The organism is Actinomadura meyerae (assembly GCF_900188445.1).
Classification (GTDB): domain Bacteria; phylum Actinomycetota; class Actinomycetes; order Streptosporangiales; family Streptosporangiaceae; genus Spirillospora; species Spirillospora meyerae.
The window spans coordinates 210,206-227,510 of record NZ_FZOR01000004.1; the positions used below are offsets into that span (position 1 = coordinate 210,206).

Sequence of the window (17,305 nt, forward strand, 5' to 3'; positions counted from 1 at the left end):
AGAGGTGACGGCGAACGGCGCCCGTGCCCCTCCGGGCCGCGGGCTCTGTTCGGCGCGCCCGAAAACCGGAGGCAAGCCCCATGCGGCGAACATCCAGAGCGCTGCGTCCCACATCCCCACTCCTCATCCTCCCGACCTCCCTCCTCCTCGTCCTCGCCGCCGGCGCGGTCCCGGCCGCCGCCGCACCGGCCGCCGCACCGGGCGGCGCCGCCTCCGCCCGCGCGGACGCGTCCGGCCTGCGGGCCACCGGCCTGCGGACCGGCGCGCTCGACGACCCGATCGGCATCGGCGACGTCACCCCGACGCTGAGCTGGCGCCTGGACGCCTCCGGGCGCGGCGCCGCGCAGACCGCCTACCAGGTGGTCGCGGCGACGTCCCGGGACCGGCTCGGCCGCGCGGACCTGTGGGACTCCGGCAAGGTCTCCTCCGCCGCCCCGAACGCCGTCTACCGCGGCGAGGCCCTCACGTCCCGCCGCGAGGTGTGGTGGCGGGTCAGGGTCTGGGACGGCTCCGGGCACGCCTCCCCGTGGAGCGGCCCGGCCCGTTTCGAGACGGGCCTGCTGGCCGAGGACGACTGGTCGGCCAAGTGGATCGGCGACGAGCGGTGGCTGAACCGAGCGCCGACCCCGGTCACCGTCGCCCTGCCCGCCGGGACGAAGGCCCGGTACCTGCGGCTGGACGTGACGAAGCTCGGCCTGCCGATCAAGGAGGGCGGGTCGCTGCTGTCCCGGCTCCAGCTCGCCGAGATCGAGGCGCTCGACCCGTCCGGGGCGAACGTCGCGAAGGGCGCGGCGGTCACCGCGTCCGAGGTCCGCGAGTACCCCGGCAAGTGGATGCCGGAGTTCGTCACCGACGGGGCGGTCACCACCCAGAAGGCGCCGTTCGGGTACACGAGCCCCGCCTACGGCACGCAGGACCCGGGGCACCACATCTGGCTGCAGCTCGACCTGGGCGCGGCGAAGGACGTCTCGTCCGTGAAGCTGTATCCCCGGACGGACGTCATGACCGACGACGGGAAGACGCCCAACTTCCCCGTCGACTACACGGTCCAGACGGCCGGCGCGGCGGACGGGCCGTTCACCGTCGCCAAGACCGTCGAGGGCCAGGAGCCGCCGCCCGCCTACCAGACCGACCTGCCCAGGCTGCCGCTGCTCGCCCGGCAGTTCTCGCTGGGGAAGAAGGCGCGGTCGGCCCGGCTCTACATCACCGCGCTCGGCGTCTACGACGCGACGATCAACGGGCGCCCGGTGAGCGACGCCGTGCTCGAACCGCCGAACACCGACTACCGCAAGCGCGTCGAGTACGCGGCCTACGACGTCACGAAGCTGCTGCGGCGCGGCGGCAACGCCATCGGCGTCCGGCTCGGCAACGGGACCTACAACGTCACCGCGACGAGCGACCGGTACACCAAGTACACCGGCGCGCAGGGCGCGCCGAAGCTGCTCGCCCAGCTCGAGGTCACCCTCGACGACGGGACGACGCAGCGGATCGCGACCGACTCGTCCTGGCGGACCGACCTCGGGCCGACCACGTTCACGCACTGGTACGGCGGCGAGGACGAGGACGCCCGCCTCGCGCAAGAGGGCTGGGACGAGCCGTCCGCGGACCTCGGCTCCTGGCGCGCCGCCGCGGAGGCGCCCGACCCGGGCATCGCGCTGACGTCCCGAACGTCACCGGCCATCGTGCCGGTCGGCCGCCGCGAGACCGTCGAGGTGACGCAGCCGAAGAAGGGCACCTACGTCTTCGACCTGGGCGAGAACATCGCCGGATGGCCGGAGATCCGCGTCCGCGGGGCGCGCGGCACGAAGCTGACGCTCAAGCCGGGGGAGCGGCTCGGCTCGGACGGCCTCGTCGAGCAGGGCACGATGATCGCCGGCGGCGCGCAGGAGCCGCCGATCGAGGACCACTACACCCTCGCCGGGACGGGCACCGAGACCTGGCATCCCCGGTTCGTCTACCACGGCTTCCGCTATCTCCAGGTGACCGGCCTGCCGTCGAAGCCGGCCAAGGGCGCCGCCTCCGCGGTCGTACTGCGCGCGGGCAACGCCTCCGCCGGGTCGTTCGAGAGCTCCGACCTGCTGCTCAACGGCATCCACCGGATCATCGACCGGTCGATCCAGGGCAACATGTTCAGCATCCTCACCGACTGCCCGGACCGGGAGAAGCTCGGCTGGCTGGAGGAGACCCAGCTCGTCCAGGGGTCGATCACCCGCAACTACGACGTCGCCGCCTACTACCCGGCACTGCTGCGGAACATGGCCGAGGCGCAGACGGCCGACGGGCTCGTCCCCGACATCGCGCCCGAGTACGTCCAGTTCTCCGGTGGCGTCCGCGACGACCCCAACTGGGGCAGCGCCATCATCATGGCCGCCTGGCAGCACTACCGGACCTACGGCGACACCGGCCCGCTGCGCGAGTTCTACCCGAACATGCAGCGCTACCTGGACTACCTGACGTCCAAGGCGGACGGGAACCTGCTCGACTACGGCCTCGGCGACTGGGCCGCCGTCGACCAGACCACCCCGCGCGGGATCGCCGCGACCTACGGCTACCAGCGCAGCGCCGCCACGCTCGCCCGCATCGCGAAGCTCCTCGGCAAGGGCGACGATGCCGCCCGCTACGACAAGCTGGCGGGCGACATCGCCGCGGCCTTCAACGCCAAGTACCTGGACGAGTCGAAGCACACCTACGGCTCGGGCAGCCAGGCCGGGGACGCGTTCGCCCTTGACCTCGGGATCGTCCCGGACGACCAGAAGCAGGCCGTCCTGGACCACCTCGTCGCCTCCGTCAAGGCGGGCGGCCACCACCTGACCGTCGGCGAGATCGCGCTCCCGGCGGTGTTCCGGACGCTGTCGGCGGCGGGCCGCGACGACGTCATCCTCGCCGTCGCGCAGCAGGTCACCAGCCCCAGCTACGGCTACCAGGTCGTGCACGGCGCGACCTCGCTCACCGAGTACTGGGACGGCCCGACCGGGTACGGCTCGCAGAACCACTTCATGCTCGGCGCGATCGACGAGTGGTTCGGCGCCGGGCTCGCCGGGATCCGGCAGGCCGGCGAGTCGGTCGCCTTCGGCGACCTCGTCATCAGGCCCGCCGTCGTCGGAGACCTGACCCGCGCCGCGTCGACCTACGAGACGCCGCGCGGCAAGGTGTCCAGCGCGTGGCGCCGCTCCGGGCACGACCTGCGGCTGGACGTCACCGTCCCGCCCGGTGACCCGGCGCGCGTCGAGGTGCCGCTGCTCGGGGCGTCCGGCGCGAAGGCCCCGGCCGGGGCCAAGCCGCTCGGCGTCCAGGACGGCCGGGCCGTGTACGAGGTCGGGTCGGGCTCCTGGACGTTCACCGTCCGCACGGCCGACGCCGTGCGGCAGGACCGGACGCAGCTCGCGATCGAGCCGCCGTTCGGCGCGGACATCCCGGTGATCGACGGCAAGCCCACGCAGGCCCGGTTCCGTGTCACGAACCTGGAGCGGCACGCCGTCACCGTCCCGGTGAAGGCCGCCGCCTCGGACGGCTTCACCGCCACCGCCGGCGGGCGGGTCGCGATCCCGGCGGGCGGTTCCGTCGAGGTCCCGGTCACGCTGGAGAACACCGGCTCCGGGAAGGACGGGACCGTCACGGTCACCGTCGACGACGAGAGCGTCCGGGCACCGCTGCACGTCACGTCCAACGTCGTCCGCACCGCCGCGATGTCGGCGTCGAGCACGCACAGCGGCTCGTCGCCCGCCTGGACCAACGACGGAGGCACCGACTCCGGCGTCTGGCTGAACGGCACAGGCGGCTGGAACGACGACACCGCCGGGGCGTTCCCCGACACCCTCACCGCCACCTGGGACGAGCCGCAGCGCATCGGCCGGGTGAAGGTCTTCACGCTGGACTCGCCGAAGTACCCGGCCGCCAGGACCGGCCTGCGCGACTTCGACGTCCAGGCCCGGGTGGACGGCTCATGGACGACGGTCGCGACCGTCGCCGGCAGCACCGCCGGGACGGTCGAGAAGACCTTCGCGCCCGTCTCCGCGACCGCGCTCCGCCTCGTCGTGCACGACTCCAACGATCACAGCTACAGCCGAGTCATCGAGCTGGAGGGCTACGCCTCATGATCCGTTCCAAGACCCGGCTGCTCGCCGCGCCGGCGGCCGCGCTGATGGCGCTGTCGGGGCTCGCGGCCGTCGACGCGGCCGCGGACGCGCCGTCGTACGGCCCGGCCGTACCGGTGCTGACCCGCGGCACCTTCGCGGACCCCCCGGCGTCCGTGCGGCCCAAGTACCGCTGGTGGCAGCCGCTCGCCTACACCGATGACAAGGAGCTCGGCCGCGAGCTCGACCAGATCAAGAAGGCGGGCGGCGGCGGAGCCGAGGTCGCCCCGTTCAGCGTGGAGGGCGCCGGCAACAACACGCCGGAGTTCCTGAAGACCTACGGCTGGGGCACCCCGCTGTGGGCGGAGAAGACCCGGACGATGCTGGCGCAGGCCAAGTCCAAGGGGCTCGGCCTGGACTTCACCATCGGCCCCCGCTGGCCCGCGATCGTCCCCAACGTCGCCGACGTCAACCACCCGAGCGCCCAGCAGCAGATCGTCTTCTCCCACGAGTTCCACAAGGGCGGCACCAGCAGGTCCGGCGCGCTGCCGACGAACTTCGACACCGCGCCGCCCGCCGGGGCGAAGCGGACGCTCATCGCCGCGCTCGTCGCCAAGTGCGAGGACGCGGGCTGCGCGTCCGCCGGCGCGCCGCGGCTGCTGGACCGCGCGAGCGTCACCGACGTCACCTCGAAGGTGGACGCGCAGGGCGCGCTCACCGTCGACTTCCCCGGTGACGACAAGAGCACGTACGCGCTGATCGCGTTCTACCAGACGCCCAGCGGGCAGTCCCTGTCCGGCTACACCGCGACCGGCACCAATTACGCCCTCGACCCGTTCAGCAAGGCCGGGGCGAAGGCGACCACCGACTTCTACGACGAGCACATCCTCACCCCCGACGTGCGGAAGCTCCTCGCGCAGATGGGCGAGAGCGACCTGTTCGAGGACTCGCTCGAAGTCGGCAAGACGCAGAAGTGGACGTCCGAGATGGTCGCCCAGTGGACCAAGCTGCGCGGCTACTCCCCGGTCGAGGTGCTGCCCGCCCTCGCCGGCGCCGGCGACCAGGGCATCACCGAGCGGCCGTTCTTCGACTTCGGCGGCGGCGTCGGTACCCGCGTCCGGACCGACTACCGGCAGACCCTCAGCGACCTGTACATCCGCAACCGGCTCGACGTCCTGCGCGAGTGGGGCCACCGGCACCACATCAGCACCCGCATCCAGCCCTACGGCATCCCCGTCGACGTCTCGGAGGCCGCGTCGCACATCGACGTGCCCGAGGGCGAGTCGCTGGCGTTCGGGCAGTCGGTCGGCGCCTACAGCAACGTGCAGGACTACCGCGTCGTCGCCACGGGCGCGCACATGTCCGGGCAGCCGGTGGTGTCCGACGAGTGCTGCGCGTTCTCCGGCTCGGTGTGGGGCTCCACGGCCGGCGCCGGGACGGACGCCTCGAACCTGCAGGCGGTCTACCGGGGCTTCGCCGGCGGTGTGAACCAGGTCGTCTGGCACGGCCTGCCCTACCTGAGCAGGGGACCCGAAGGCGCCGGGCCGCAGTCGGCCTGGCCCGGCATGACCTACGGCGGCAACACCTCCTACTCGGAGGCGTGGGGCGACAAGGGCGGCCCCAACTGGGCCGACTACCGCGCGGTCAACGACAACCTGGCCCGGATGCAGCTCGTCCTGCGGCAGGGCAAGCCCCGCTTCGACCTCGCCGTGTACTGGCAGGACTTCGGCATGAACGGCACCGGCACCACCGGGAGCGGCGCCAACAAGCTGATCCAGAGCTCCTCGGCGCTGGCGTCGGCCGGCTACACCTACGAGTACCTCAGCCCGGCGCACCTGCGGCGCAAGGACGCCACCTACTCCCACGGCGCCCTGTTCGGCGACGGCTCCGCCTACCGGGCGGTCCTGCTGAACGACCAGAAGACGATGCCGGTCGACGCCGCCGAGAAGCTGCTGCGGCTGGCACGCCAGGGCCTGCCCGTCGTGATCGCCGGGGACGTTCCGAGCACGGTGCCCGGCGCGGCCGACCCGGCGCGCGAGGACGCGCGGCTGAAGTCGGTGGTCTCCGAGCTCCTCCGGCAGCGCGGCGTGGTGCGAGTGGCGAGCGAGGCGGACGCGCCGAAGGCGCTGCGGAACCTCCAGGTCACTCCGGCCGCCACCCCGCAGGACGGCTCGGGTGCGCTCCTCGACGTGCGCCGCCAGGACGGCTCCACCAACTACTACTACCTCTACAACCAGACGAACACCGCGACCGCGCAGAAGGTCACCCTGACCGGCGACGGCGTCCCCTACCGGCTCGACACCTGGACCGGCGAGATCACCCCGATCACGGACTACGAGGCCGGGCACGGCACCGTCACCGTCCCCGTCCGGGTGGCCGGTAACGACGCCACCGTCATCGCGGTCACGCCGCGCCGCGACGCCACCTTCCCCGGCCGTCCGGGACGCCCGGGGAACCGGCCCGAGCACGGCAAGGACGTCCCGCAGCCGGTGCGGCTCGGCGAGTGGTCGCTGTCGGTGGACTCGTGGGGACCGGGAGCCTCCGGCCTGCCCGGTGACACCGCGCACAAGGCCCTCGGCCCGGTCACGGTCAAGGCCGGGGCGGACGGCGCGCTGCCGGCCTGGTCGGCGATCACCCCGGCCAACGGCCACCCGGTGGACCTCAAGGACGTCTCCGGCGTCGGCACCTACACCGCGCACGTCACCCTCGACGACGACTGGAAGGGCATCGACGCGGCCGAACTCGACCTCGGGACACCGGTCGACACCGTCCGCGTGAACGTCAACGGGCACGACCTGCCCGCGCTGAACCAGGCGGACCTGCGGCACGTCCAGGTGGGCCGCCACCTGCGGCCGGGGAACAACACGATCACCGTGCGGGTCGCGTCCACGCTGCTCAACGCGGTCCGCGTCGCGCCCGGCACCGGGGCCTCGTCGCGGGCGCCGATGGACTACGGGCTGTTCGGCCCCGTCACCCTCACCGCGGCGGGCGGCGACCGGCCGGTGCTGACCGCCGAGGCCCTGGAGCCGGAGCTGCCGCTGGCCGACGGCGGCTACAACCGCGCGAACGTGCTGGTCACCAACGCCTCCGGGCGCGCGGCGGACGTCACGGTCACCGCGTCCTCCGCGGAAGGGATCACGGCGAAGCCGGAGCACGGCCGCGTCAAGGTGCCCGCCCGCGGCTCCGTGACGGTGCCCGTCGAGCTGCGCGACAAGGGCGTGGCGTCCGGCACGAGCGCCCTGAAGGTGACCGTGCGCAGCGACGCCGGACCGTCCGCCGCCACGGCCGTCACGCTGCGGCATTCCGGCGACCTCGCCCTCAACCCGGGCGGCGCGCCCTTCCCGCGGGTGGTCGCCACGGCGAGCCAGGACCGCTATCCGGCCAAGCTCGCGGTGGACGGCTCGCCCGACACCTTCTGGGTCTCGTGGGGACGCGCCGCGGGCCAGGGCCCCACGCCCGCTGAGCCGGCGTACTTCGGGATCGACTTCGGCGCCCCCGTCCGGTTCGGCTCGGTCGTCGTGGGCGGGCGCTCCAACTACGGCGCGCGCGACTACGCCGTCCAGGTGTCCTCGGACGGCCGGACCTGGCGCACCGTGGCCACCGCCACCGACACGCCGAAGGAGGGCGGGACGACGACCTTCCCCGAGGTCACCGCCCGGCACGTGCGCATCGCCGTCAGCAGGAGCTGGGACGGCATCGGCGCGAACGTCCAGATGAGCGGGTTCTCCGTCCGGCCCACCGCCTCACCTTCCGTTCCGACCACCGCTGGGAGCCCGCGATGAACGAGTTGTCCAGAAGAAGGTTCGTGCAGGCCGGCGGCATCGCCGCGGCGGCGGTCACGGCGGGCGGCGCGGTCGCCGCGCCCGCGGCCGCGGCCCCCGCACCGCCGGGGAAGGGCGAGCCGCTGCGGCCCGCCGACCTCCAGGTCGGCCACCTGCCGTCACCGCTCGGGATCGACGCCGAGAAGCCGACGCTGAGCTGGCGGTTCGCCGCCGGGCCGCGCAACGCCGTGCAGACGGCCTACCAGGTGCGGGTCGCCACCTCGGACGCGCGCCTCGCCCGCCCGGACCTGTGGGACTCCGGCAAGGTCGCCGGCGCCGCCGTGTCCGCCGTCTACGCCGGACGGCCGCTGAAGTCCCGCGAGCGGGCGTCGTGGCAGGTCCGGGTGTGGGACGGGCACGGCCGCGCCTCGGCGTGGAGCAAGCCGTCCCACTTCGAGATGGGCCTGCTCGCCGCGGCGGACTGGACGGCCCAGTGGATCGGGAACCCGGCGTGGTCCACCGATCCCGAGCCGTCGCCCGCGGCGGTCACGTTCGAGGCCAGGTCCGCCCGCTACGTCCGGCTGGACGTGACGCGGCTCGGCCTGCCGATCAAGGAGGGCTGGCCGTACAAGGTGTCGCGGCTCCAGCTCGCCGAGATCCAGGTGCTGGACGGCGCGTCCGGCGCCAACGTCGCGCTGCACGCGGCCGTGACCGCCTCCGAGAGCTACACGGTCGGCGGCCAGTGGGAGCCGAAGGCCGTCACGGACGGCTCCCTCACCAGCGACGCCGCACCCTTCGGCTACACCAGCATGGAGCGGCAGGATCAGGACCTCGCCGAGCCCATCTGGATCCAGATCGACCTCGGTGAGGAGAAGCGGTTCGACCGCGTCCTGCTCTACCCGCGCACGGACGTGACCACCGACGACGGGAAGACGGCCAACTTCCCGGAGGACTTCACCGTCCGGACGTCCGCCGACGGCAAGGCGTTCGACACCGCCGCCACGGTCGAGGGCCAGGAGGCGCCTCCGCCGCTGCACCGGCAGCCTGAAGCGCTGCCCGTCTTCACGCGCGAGTTCGAGCTCGGCAAGCGCGTCCGCGCGGCACGCCTCTACGCGACGGCCCTCGGCGTCCTGGACGTCACGGTGAACGGGCGCCCCGTCAGCGACGCCGTCCTCGAACCGCCGTACAGCGCGTACAAGGAGCGGATCGTCTACTCCACCTACGACGTGACCGGGCTGCTCCGCCGCGGCGGCAACCGCGTGCAGGTGGAGCTGGGCACCGGCATGGCGCACGTCCCGCCCACCCCCGGCCGCTACGAGAAGCTCACCCGGTCGGACGGCAAGCCGACGTTCCTCGGCCAGCTGGAGATCACCTACACCGACGGGTCGCGCGAGGTCATCGCGTCCGACACCTCCTGGCGCACCGCCCTCGGCGCCACCACCTTCACCAACTGGTACGGCGGCGAGGATCACGACGCGCGCCGCACCCCGCGGGACTGGGCGGACGCGGTGCGGGTCGCCGCGCCCACCGCCCGGCTCGCCGCCCGCACCGCCCCGCCGATCGTCCCGGTGGGCACCTTCCGCACCAAGAAGATCACGCAGCCGAAGGACGGCGTGTACGTCATCGACCTCGGTACGAACTTCGCGGGCTGGCCGAAGCTGCGCGTCAGCGGACCGGCCGGGACGAAGGTCACGATGCGTCCGGGCGAGCTGCTCAACGAGGACGGGACCGTCAGCCAGCACACCACCGGCTCGCCCATCTGGGACGCCTACACCCTGTCGGGTGAGGGCACCGAGACGTGGCACCCGCGGTTCGTCTACCACGGCTTCCGCTACCTGCAGCTCGAAGGGCTGCCGTCCGCGCCGGACGAGGACACGGTCACCGGGATCGTGCTGCGGGCGGGCAACGCGAACGCGGGCTCGTTCACCAGCTCGCACGGCCTCCTCAACGACATCCACCGGATCATCGACCGGGCCGTGCAGAGCAACATGTACTCCGTCCTCACCGACTGCCCGCACCGGGAGAAGCTCGGCTGGCTGGAGCAGGCCAACCTGGTGTTCCCCGCCGTCGCCCGCAACTACGACGTCGCCGCCTACTACGGCGCGATCGTCCGCGACATCGCCGAGGCGCAGACGGCGGACGGCCTCGTCCCCGACATCGCGCCCGAGTTCACGGTGTTCTCCGGCGGGTTCAGGGACGACCCCAACTGGGGCAACGTCATCGTCTTCGCGCCCTGGCAGATGTACCGCGCCTACGGCGACACGGCCACGCTCCGCACCTACTACCCGAACATGGTGCGGTACGTCGACTACCTGTCCGGCAAGGCGGACGGGCACCTCCTCGACTACGGCCTGGGCGACTGGATCACCTTCGACAACAGCACGCCCACCGGCGTGACCGCCACGTTCGGCTACCACCGCGCCGTGACCGCCCTTGCCCGCATCGCGAGGGTCATCGGCAAGGACGACGACGCGGCGAAGTACGAGGCCCTGGCCGGGCAGATCGGCGACGCGTTCAACGCCAAGTACCTGACGGGCGACACCTACGGCTCCGGCAGCCAGGCGTGCGACGCGCTCGCCCTGGACATGGGCGTCGTCCCCGACGACAAGAAGGACGCCGTACTCGCCCACCTAGTGAAGAGCATCGAGGCGAAGGGCTACCACCTCACCGTCGGCGAGATCGCGCTGCCGTCGGTCTTCCACGTCCTGTCGGCGGCCGGACGCGACGACGTCATCCACGCGTTCGCGACGCAGACCGGCAACCCGAGCTACGGCTACCAGGTCGTGCACGGCGCCACCTCGCTGACCGAGAACTGGGACGGGCCCACCTCCGGGAACTCGCAGAACCACTTCATGCTCGGCGCCATCGACGAGTGGTTCCACGCGGGGCTCGCGGGCCTCGGCCAGACGGACGACTCGATCGCCTTCGAGACGCTGCTCGTCCGCCCGTCCGTCGTCGGCGACGTCACGAGCGCCGCCGCCACCTACGAGACGCCGCGCGGGCACGCCGCGGCGTCCTGGCGGCGCACCGGCAGGAAGCTCCGCCTGGACGTCACCGTCCCGCCCACGACCAAGGCGCGGGTGGAGTTCCCGGTGGCCGGCGGCGCCGGACGGCCGGAGGCGCCCCCGGACGCCCGCTGGATCGGCGCGGAGAACGGCCGCGCCGTCTTCGAGATCGGCTCCGGCGACTGGACCTTCGAAGGGCGGACCTCATGAGCGGGATGAGCAGGCGCCGGTTCCTCGAAGCGGCGGCGGCCGGGGCGGCGGGCGCGGTCGTCCTCGGCCCGGCCGGCACGGCCGCGGCGCGGGCCGCCGCGGGACCGCCCGCGGGAGGGCCGCCCGCGCCGCGCACGCCGTCCGGGCTGCTGACCGCCCTGCTGCCGGACGGGCTCGGCGTCGCGGCCGAGAAGCCACGGCTGAGCTGGCAGGTCGCCGACCTCGGGCCGGGCACGCGGCAGACCCACTACCGGGTCCAGTTCGCGACGACCCCCGAGCGGCTGGAGCGCGGCCCGTACGTGTGGGACAGCGGACAGGTCGCGTCCGAAGCGTCCGTGGCCGTGCCTTACGGCGGCCCGGCCCTGGCGCCGGGGACGGCGTACTGGTGGCGCGTCCGCACGTTCGACGGCCCCAAGGCGTCCCGCTGGTCCGAGCCCGCGCTGCTGGCCACGGGCCTGGACGAGTGGGCGGCCGACCCCATCTGGGTACCGGCCGCGCAGGCGCCCGGCGACGGCGTCCTCACCGCCCGGGTCCAGATCACCTCCGTCGCGGCGAGCCTGTGGTTCCGGGCGTCCGGGGCGAGCGCCAACTACCTGTGGCAGCTCCGCGCCGGAACGCCGGGCGTGCTCAAGAAGCACGTGTGCGTCGACGGCTCCTACCAGGTGCTGGAGGAGAAGCGGCTCGCCGTCCCCATCGAGACCGGCCGCTGGTACGAGGTGGCCGTCGAGATGTCGGGCGCCACGTTCCGGACGTCCATCGACGGCACCGAGGTCGACACCACCGCCGACGCGACGTACCGGACGGGCACCGTCGGGATGCGCAACGGCTCCACCGAGGCGAACGTGTGGGACCGCATCACGTTCACGGGCCCCGACGGCAAGGCGGTCTTCGACGAGGACTTCACCGAAGGCCGTGGCACGTTCGGCGCCGGGACCGTCGCCGGCGGCGCGCTGACCCTCGCCAAGGGCCAGTCGACGCTGTCCTCGGCGGGCTCGCCCGACGACGACTGGGCGCTGCTCCGCACCGAGGTCACCCCGAAGGCCGGGCGGATCGCCGCCGCCGTGCTGCACGTCGCCGCCCAGTCGCCCACGCCGATCCGCCAGTACCCGGCGAAGGTGTGGGTGAACGGCGAGGTCGCGGGCTTCGCGTCCATGCCGAGCGGCGCCGGCGCGCCGCGCTACCACTCGTTCGACGTGACGCGGCTGCTGCGGCCGGGGCGGCGCAACGCGCTCGCCGCGCTCGCCTTCACCACCCAGGACAAGCGGTTCCAGGCGCAGCTCGTCGTCACCTACGCCGACGGGACGACGTCCGTGCACGGCAGCGGCGGCGGCTGGAAGGCGCGCCGCCAGGCGGGACTGCTGCCCGACGCCGGGACGATCGGCACCGGCTACTACATCGGCCGCCAGGAGTACTGGGACATGCGGCGGGAGCCGGCCGGCTGGACGAGCCCCGGCTTCGACGACTCCGGCTGGGCACCCGCGCTGGTCAGGCCCGCCATCGACGGTTTGGAACCCGCGCTGGTCGAACCCGTCGGGCTGCACGACGTCCGGCCCGCGTCCGTGCGCCGGACCGCGCCGGGCACCTGGCTGGTCGACCTCGGCCGGGAGATCGCCGGCGGCCTGCGGCTGTCGGTGCGCGGCAGGGCCGGGCAGACCGTCGAGGTGCGGCTCGGCGAGGAGCTGAACGCCGACGGGACGGTCCGGTACGCGCTCCGCGCCGGCGTCACCTACCAGGAGACCTGGACCCTCCGCGACGGCCACCAGACCATCGAGCACTGGGGCTACCGGGGCTTCCGCTACGCGCAGCTCATCTGCGACGACGACCTCGACCTCAGCGGAGCCGTCACGGGGCGCGCCTGGCGCGCGCCCTGGCGCGACGACGACGCCGCGTTCTCCAGCTCCAGCCGCGACCTCGACCGCGTGTACGAGATGTGCCGCTACTCGATCCAGGCGACGCGCGGCGACCTCTACGTCGACACCCCGACCCGCGAACGCGGGCCCTACGAGGGCGACGCGCTCATCAACCAGGCGTCCGAGTACGCGGTGCAGCGGTCGTTCGCGCTGGCCCGCGCGTCCGACGCCTACCTGGCGCGCAACCACACCTGGCCGACCGAGTACAGGCTGATGAACGTGATGTCGGCCTGGGAGGACTACCTCCACACCGGCGACCCCGAGCAGCTCGCCGCCGACTACGCCCTCCTGGCGTCCAAGCACCTGACGGCCTACCTCGGCGCGGACGGGCTCGTCCACAAGGACCCCGGGTCGTCCAGCAACGACCTCGGCGACCTGGTCGACTGGCCGGCCTCCAACCGGGACGGGTACGTGTTCACCGAGGTCAACACCGTCGTGAACGCGTGCCAGTACGCCGCGTTCGCCGCCATGGCGAAGATCGCCACGGTGCTCGGCAAGGCCGCCGACGCGAAGACGTGGCAGGGGCGCGCCGACACGCTGGCCGCCGCGATGCGCGAGAAGCTCCTCGACGCGTCCGCCGGGCGCTTCGCCGACGGCGCCGGCACCGCCCACAGCGCGCAGCACGCCACCGCCTTCCCCGTCGCGCTCGGCGTCGCGGGACCCGGCACCGTGCCGGACGCCGTCGTCCGCGCACTGGGGAAGACCCTGGCGGACGGCGGCATGAAGGTCAGCGTCTACGGCGCCCAGTTCCTGCTGGACGCCCTGTTCGCCACCGGGCGGGCCGAGGCGGCGATCGGCCTCATGACCGCCAAGGGCCTCAGCTCCTGGCTGCACATGATGGACGACCTCGGCGCCACCATCGTCGCCGAGGCGTGGGACCCGTCCCTGAAGTCCAACATGACGTTCTCGCACGCCTGGGGCTCGGCGCCGGCGAACGCGATCCCGCGCCACGTCCTCGGCGTGCGGATCACCGCGCCGGGCGCCGCCGAGATCGAAGTCCGGCCCCGTCCCGGCGGCCTGACCCGGATCTCCGGGCGCGTCCCCACCATCCGCGGCCCCGTCTCGGTCGCGCTCGACCGGGAGAAGCGGTACCGCCTCGACGTGGACGTGCCGCCCAACACCGCCGCCCGCGTCGTCGTCGAGCTCGGCGACGGCGACCCGCGCGACTACCACGTCACCGGACCCCACGCCCGCGCCCCCCGCACCGAGGGCCGCGACGCCACCGGCCGGCTCCTCACCATCGGCCCGGTCGGCTCCGGCCGCACGACACTCATCAGGAGGAAGTAAGTGAACGACCGCAACGGACAGGGGATCACACGCCGGCGCGCGCTGCAGCTCGGCACCGCCGCCGCCGTCGCGGCGGGCGCGGCCCCTGTCCTCGGGGGCGCCCCGGCCGCCGCGGCGGCACCGGCGCCAGGGCCGGCGCAGGGGCCGGGCGCCGGCGGGTTCGCCCGGCCCGGCGCCGCGGTGCGGCCGCGGTTCCGCTGGTGGTGGCCGGACGGGCTGGTCGACCCCGCCGAGATCCGGCGCGAGGTCGACCAGATCGCCGCCGCCGGGTTCGGCGGCGCCGAGATCGTCGCCGTGCACCACAGCATCCGCGACAAGTCCGTGCTGGACCCGGCGGGCCACGGCTGGGGCACCCCGGCCTGGAACGCCGGCGTGGAAGCCGCCCTCGACCAGGCGGCCAGGCGGGGCATCACGGTCGACCTCACGATCGGCCCGGCCTGGCCCGCCGCCGTCCCGACGATCACGCCGGACGACGAGGCCGCCGTGCAGGAGCTCGCCTACGGGACGGCCGCCGTCGCGGGCGGCGCCACCCACGACGGCCCGCTCCCCGAACCGGTGGCCGAGCCGGAGGACGGCGTGACCAAGCGGCACCTCGTCGCCGTCCACGCCGTCCGGGTCGACCCGGCGAACGAGACCCGCAAGGAGACCGGCCTCGACCCGGCGTCCTTCACCGACCTGACCGGGCGGGCCGCGGGGGAGCGGATCACCTGGACGGCCCCGGACGGCGGCGACTGGCTGCTGTTCGCCTACTGGCGGCGCGGCAGCGGGCAGCGCCCCGAGTCCGGCCCGCACTCGGCGCCGGACGCCTGCGTCGTCGACCACTTCAGCCGGGCCGGCACCCGCGCCGTCACCGCGTTCTGGGAGGCGCGGCTGCTCACCAAGGACATCCGCAAGCTGATCAAGCGGGCGGGCGGGACGCTGTTCGAGGACTCGATCGAGCTGGAGACCAAGGCGCTCAACTGGACGCCGGACCTGTCCGCCGAGTTCCGGCGGCGGCGCGGCTACGACCTCATGCCGTACCTGCCGGTGGTCGTCCGCCTCAAGGAGAACACCATGTTCGCCTACGACGCGGAGACCACGTCCCGCGTCCGGCACGACTTCTGGCTGACCGTCTCCGACCTGTTCAACGAGTACCACTTCGAGGCGCTCGCCAAGTGGGCGCACTCGATCGGCCTGGAGTACCGGGCGCAGCCGTACGGGCTGGAGACCGACGCGATCCGCACCGCCGCGATCCTGGACGTCCCCGAAGGCGAGTCGCTCGGGTTCAAGAACCTGGACGACTACCGGGCCCTCGCCGGCGGCCGGGACATGGGCGGACGGAAGATCCTCTCCTGCGAAGCGGGGGCCTACCAGGGCGGCGCCTACAACACCACCTGGGACAAGCTCCTGCGCACCATGGGCGGCGCCTACGCGGCCGGGCTCAACCAGACCGTCCTGCACGGCTTCTCCTACGCGACCGCGCCCGGCGCGGCCTGGCCCGGGTTCGCCGGGTTCACCCCCTACAACGGCGGCATCGGGTTCTCCGAGTCGTGGGGGCCGCGCCAGCCGACGTGGCGGCACGTCCCCGACATCGCCGGGTACCTGGCGCGCATCCACCAGACCATGCAGGCGGGCAAGAGCCGTGTCGACGTCGCCGTGTTCCGGCAGAAGGGCTACACCAAGACCGGCATCGGGGCCGGATGGTTCACCAAGGACGGCGTCCCGCTGGGCTGGACGCACCAGCTCATCAGCGCGCCGCTGCTCGACCTGCCGTCCGCGACCGTGTCCGGCGGGCGGCTCGCCCCCGGCGGCCCCGCCTACAAGGTGCTGTTCGTCGAGGGCGACCGGTTCTCCGGCAAGGAGTGCACGCTGCCGCTCGCCACGGCCCGCACCATGCTGAAGCTGACGAAGGCCGGCCTCCCGCTGGTCTTCCTCGGCGACTGGTCCGCGCCCAGCGTGCCCGGCCTCGCGCGGGACGGCGAGAACGAGGAGCTGCGCGCCGTCGTCAAGGAGCTGCTCGCGCAGCCGCGCGTCCGCAACGCCGCCGAGGAGGCGGACGTCCCCGCGGCGCTGGAGGACCTCGGCCTGCGGCCCACCGTCAGCTACGCGCAGGCGTCCACGCTCCTCACCGCGCACCGGCAGGACGGCCGCACCGACTACTTCTACCTGTGCAACGGCAAGCACGCCGAGACGGTGAAGCCGCCGGTGGAGGCGATCGACCACGAGGTCACCTTCACCCGCTCCGACCCCAAGGCCGTCCCGCACCGGCTGAACCTGTGGACGGGCGAGACCGAGCGGATCGCGGTCTACCGCGAGGACGGCGACAAGGTCACGATCCGGGTGGCGCTCCAGCCCTCCGAGGCCACCGTGATCATGCTGGCGCGCGGCGGGCACGCCCCGTCCGCCACGGTGTCCGAGGCGGAGCTGCGGGTCGACGGGCAGCGCCTGGTCGCCCGCGCCACCACCGCCGGCACCTACGCCACGACCCTGCCCGGGGGCCGCACGGTCCGGACGGCGATCGGCGCGGTGCCCGCGCCGGTGGCCCTCACGTCCTGGCAGCTCCGGGTCGAGGACATGACCCCGGACGGCGTGCGGCGCCACGACCTCTCGCTCGACGAGCTGAAGCCGTGGCCGGAGATCCCCGAACTCGCGGACGTCTCCGGCATCGGCACCTACACCACCACGGTGACCTGGAAGGGCGGGAGCGGGGCGCTGCTGGACCTCGGCGAGGTCTTCGACACCTGCCGGGTCACGGTCAACGGGCACCGGCTCCCGCCGGTGTCCGTGCTCGTCCCGGTCGTGGACGTGGGCCCCCACCTGCGGCGCGGCGCCAACACGATCGAGGTGGAGGTCGCGACGACGCTGAACAACCGGCTCCGCGTCTCAGACCCCGGCGTGTACGGCGGCGCGTCCCGGCAGGACTACGGGCTGATCGGCCCGGTCCGCCTCGTCCCCTACGGGGAGGCGGAGGTCCGCACCCGCTGACCGCTCAGCGAGCGGACCCGACCTGAAAGGAGTGCGGGAGGGCGTTGGCCCGCCCTCCCGCACGTACGAACCCCTCATCCCCGTCCCGTCAAGAC

5 protein-coding genes are annotated in these 17,305 nt (G+C 73.5%); all 5 read left to right on the forward strand.

The features are described 5' to 3' along the window. Positions 1–80: 80 nt before the first annotated feature. Genes CHF16_RS06765 through CHF16_RS06785 form a run of 5 tightly spaced genes read left to right on the forward strand, consistent with a single transcriptional unit; the run spans position 81 to position 17,210 of the window. Positions 81–4,097 (forward strand): family 78 glycoside hydrolase catalytic domain, encoded by a 4,017-nt coding sequence (locus tag CHF16_RS06765; protein ID WP_089325037.1) that lies wholly within the window; start codon positions 81–83, stop codon positions 4,095–4,097. Further along, positions 4,094–7,855, forward strand: coding sequence for a glycosyl hydrolase (locus CHF16_RS06770; protein ID WP_089325038.1), 3,762 nt, complete (start codon positions 4,094–4,096; stop codon positions 7,853–7,855). Before CHF16_RS06765 ends, CHF16_RS06770 begins: the two co-directional genes overlap by 4 nt. Beyond that, a complete protein-coding gene (locus tag CHF16_RS06775; RefSeq protein ID WP_089325039.1) occupies positions 7,852–11,049 on the forward strand; it encodes a family 78 glycoside hydrolase catalytic domain in 3,198 nt (1,065 codons plus the stop codon). The genes CHF16_RS06770 and CHF16_RS06775 overlap by 4 nt, the downstream gene beginning before the upstream one ends. Next, complete coding sequence (locus CHF16_RS06780; protein ID WP_218826550.1) at positions 11,046–14,246, forward strand: family 78 glycoside hydrolase catalytic domain; 3,201 nt, start codon at positions 11,046–11,048, stop codon at positions 14,244–14,246. The genes CHF16_RS06775 and CHF16_RS06780 overlap by 4 nt, the downstream gene beginning before the upstream one ends. Then, positions 14,247–17,210, forward strand: a complete 2,964-nt coding sequence (locus tag CHF16_RS06785; protein ID WP_089325040.1) for a glycosyl hydrolase — start codon at positions 14,247–14,249, stop codon at positions 17,208–17,210. Positions 17,211–17,305 lie beyond the last annotated feature (95 nt).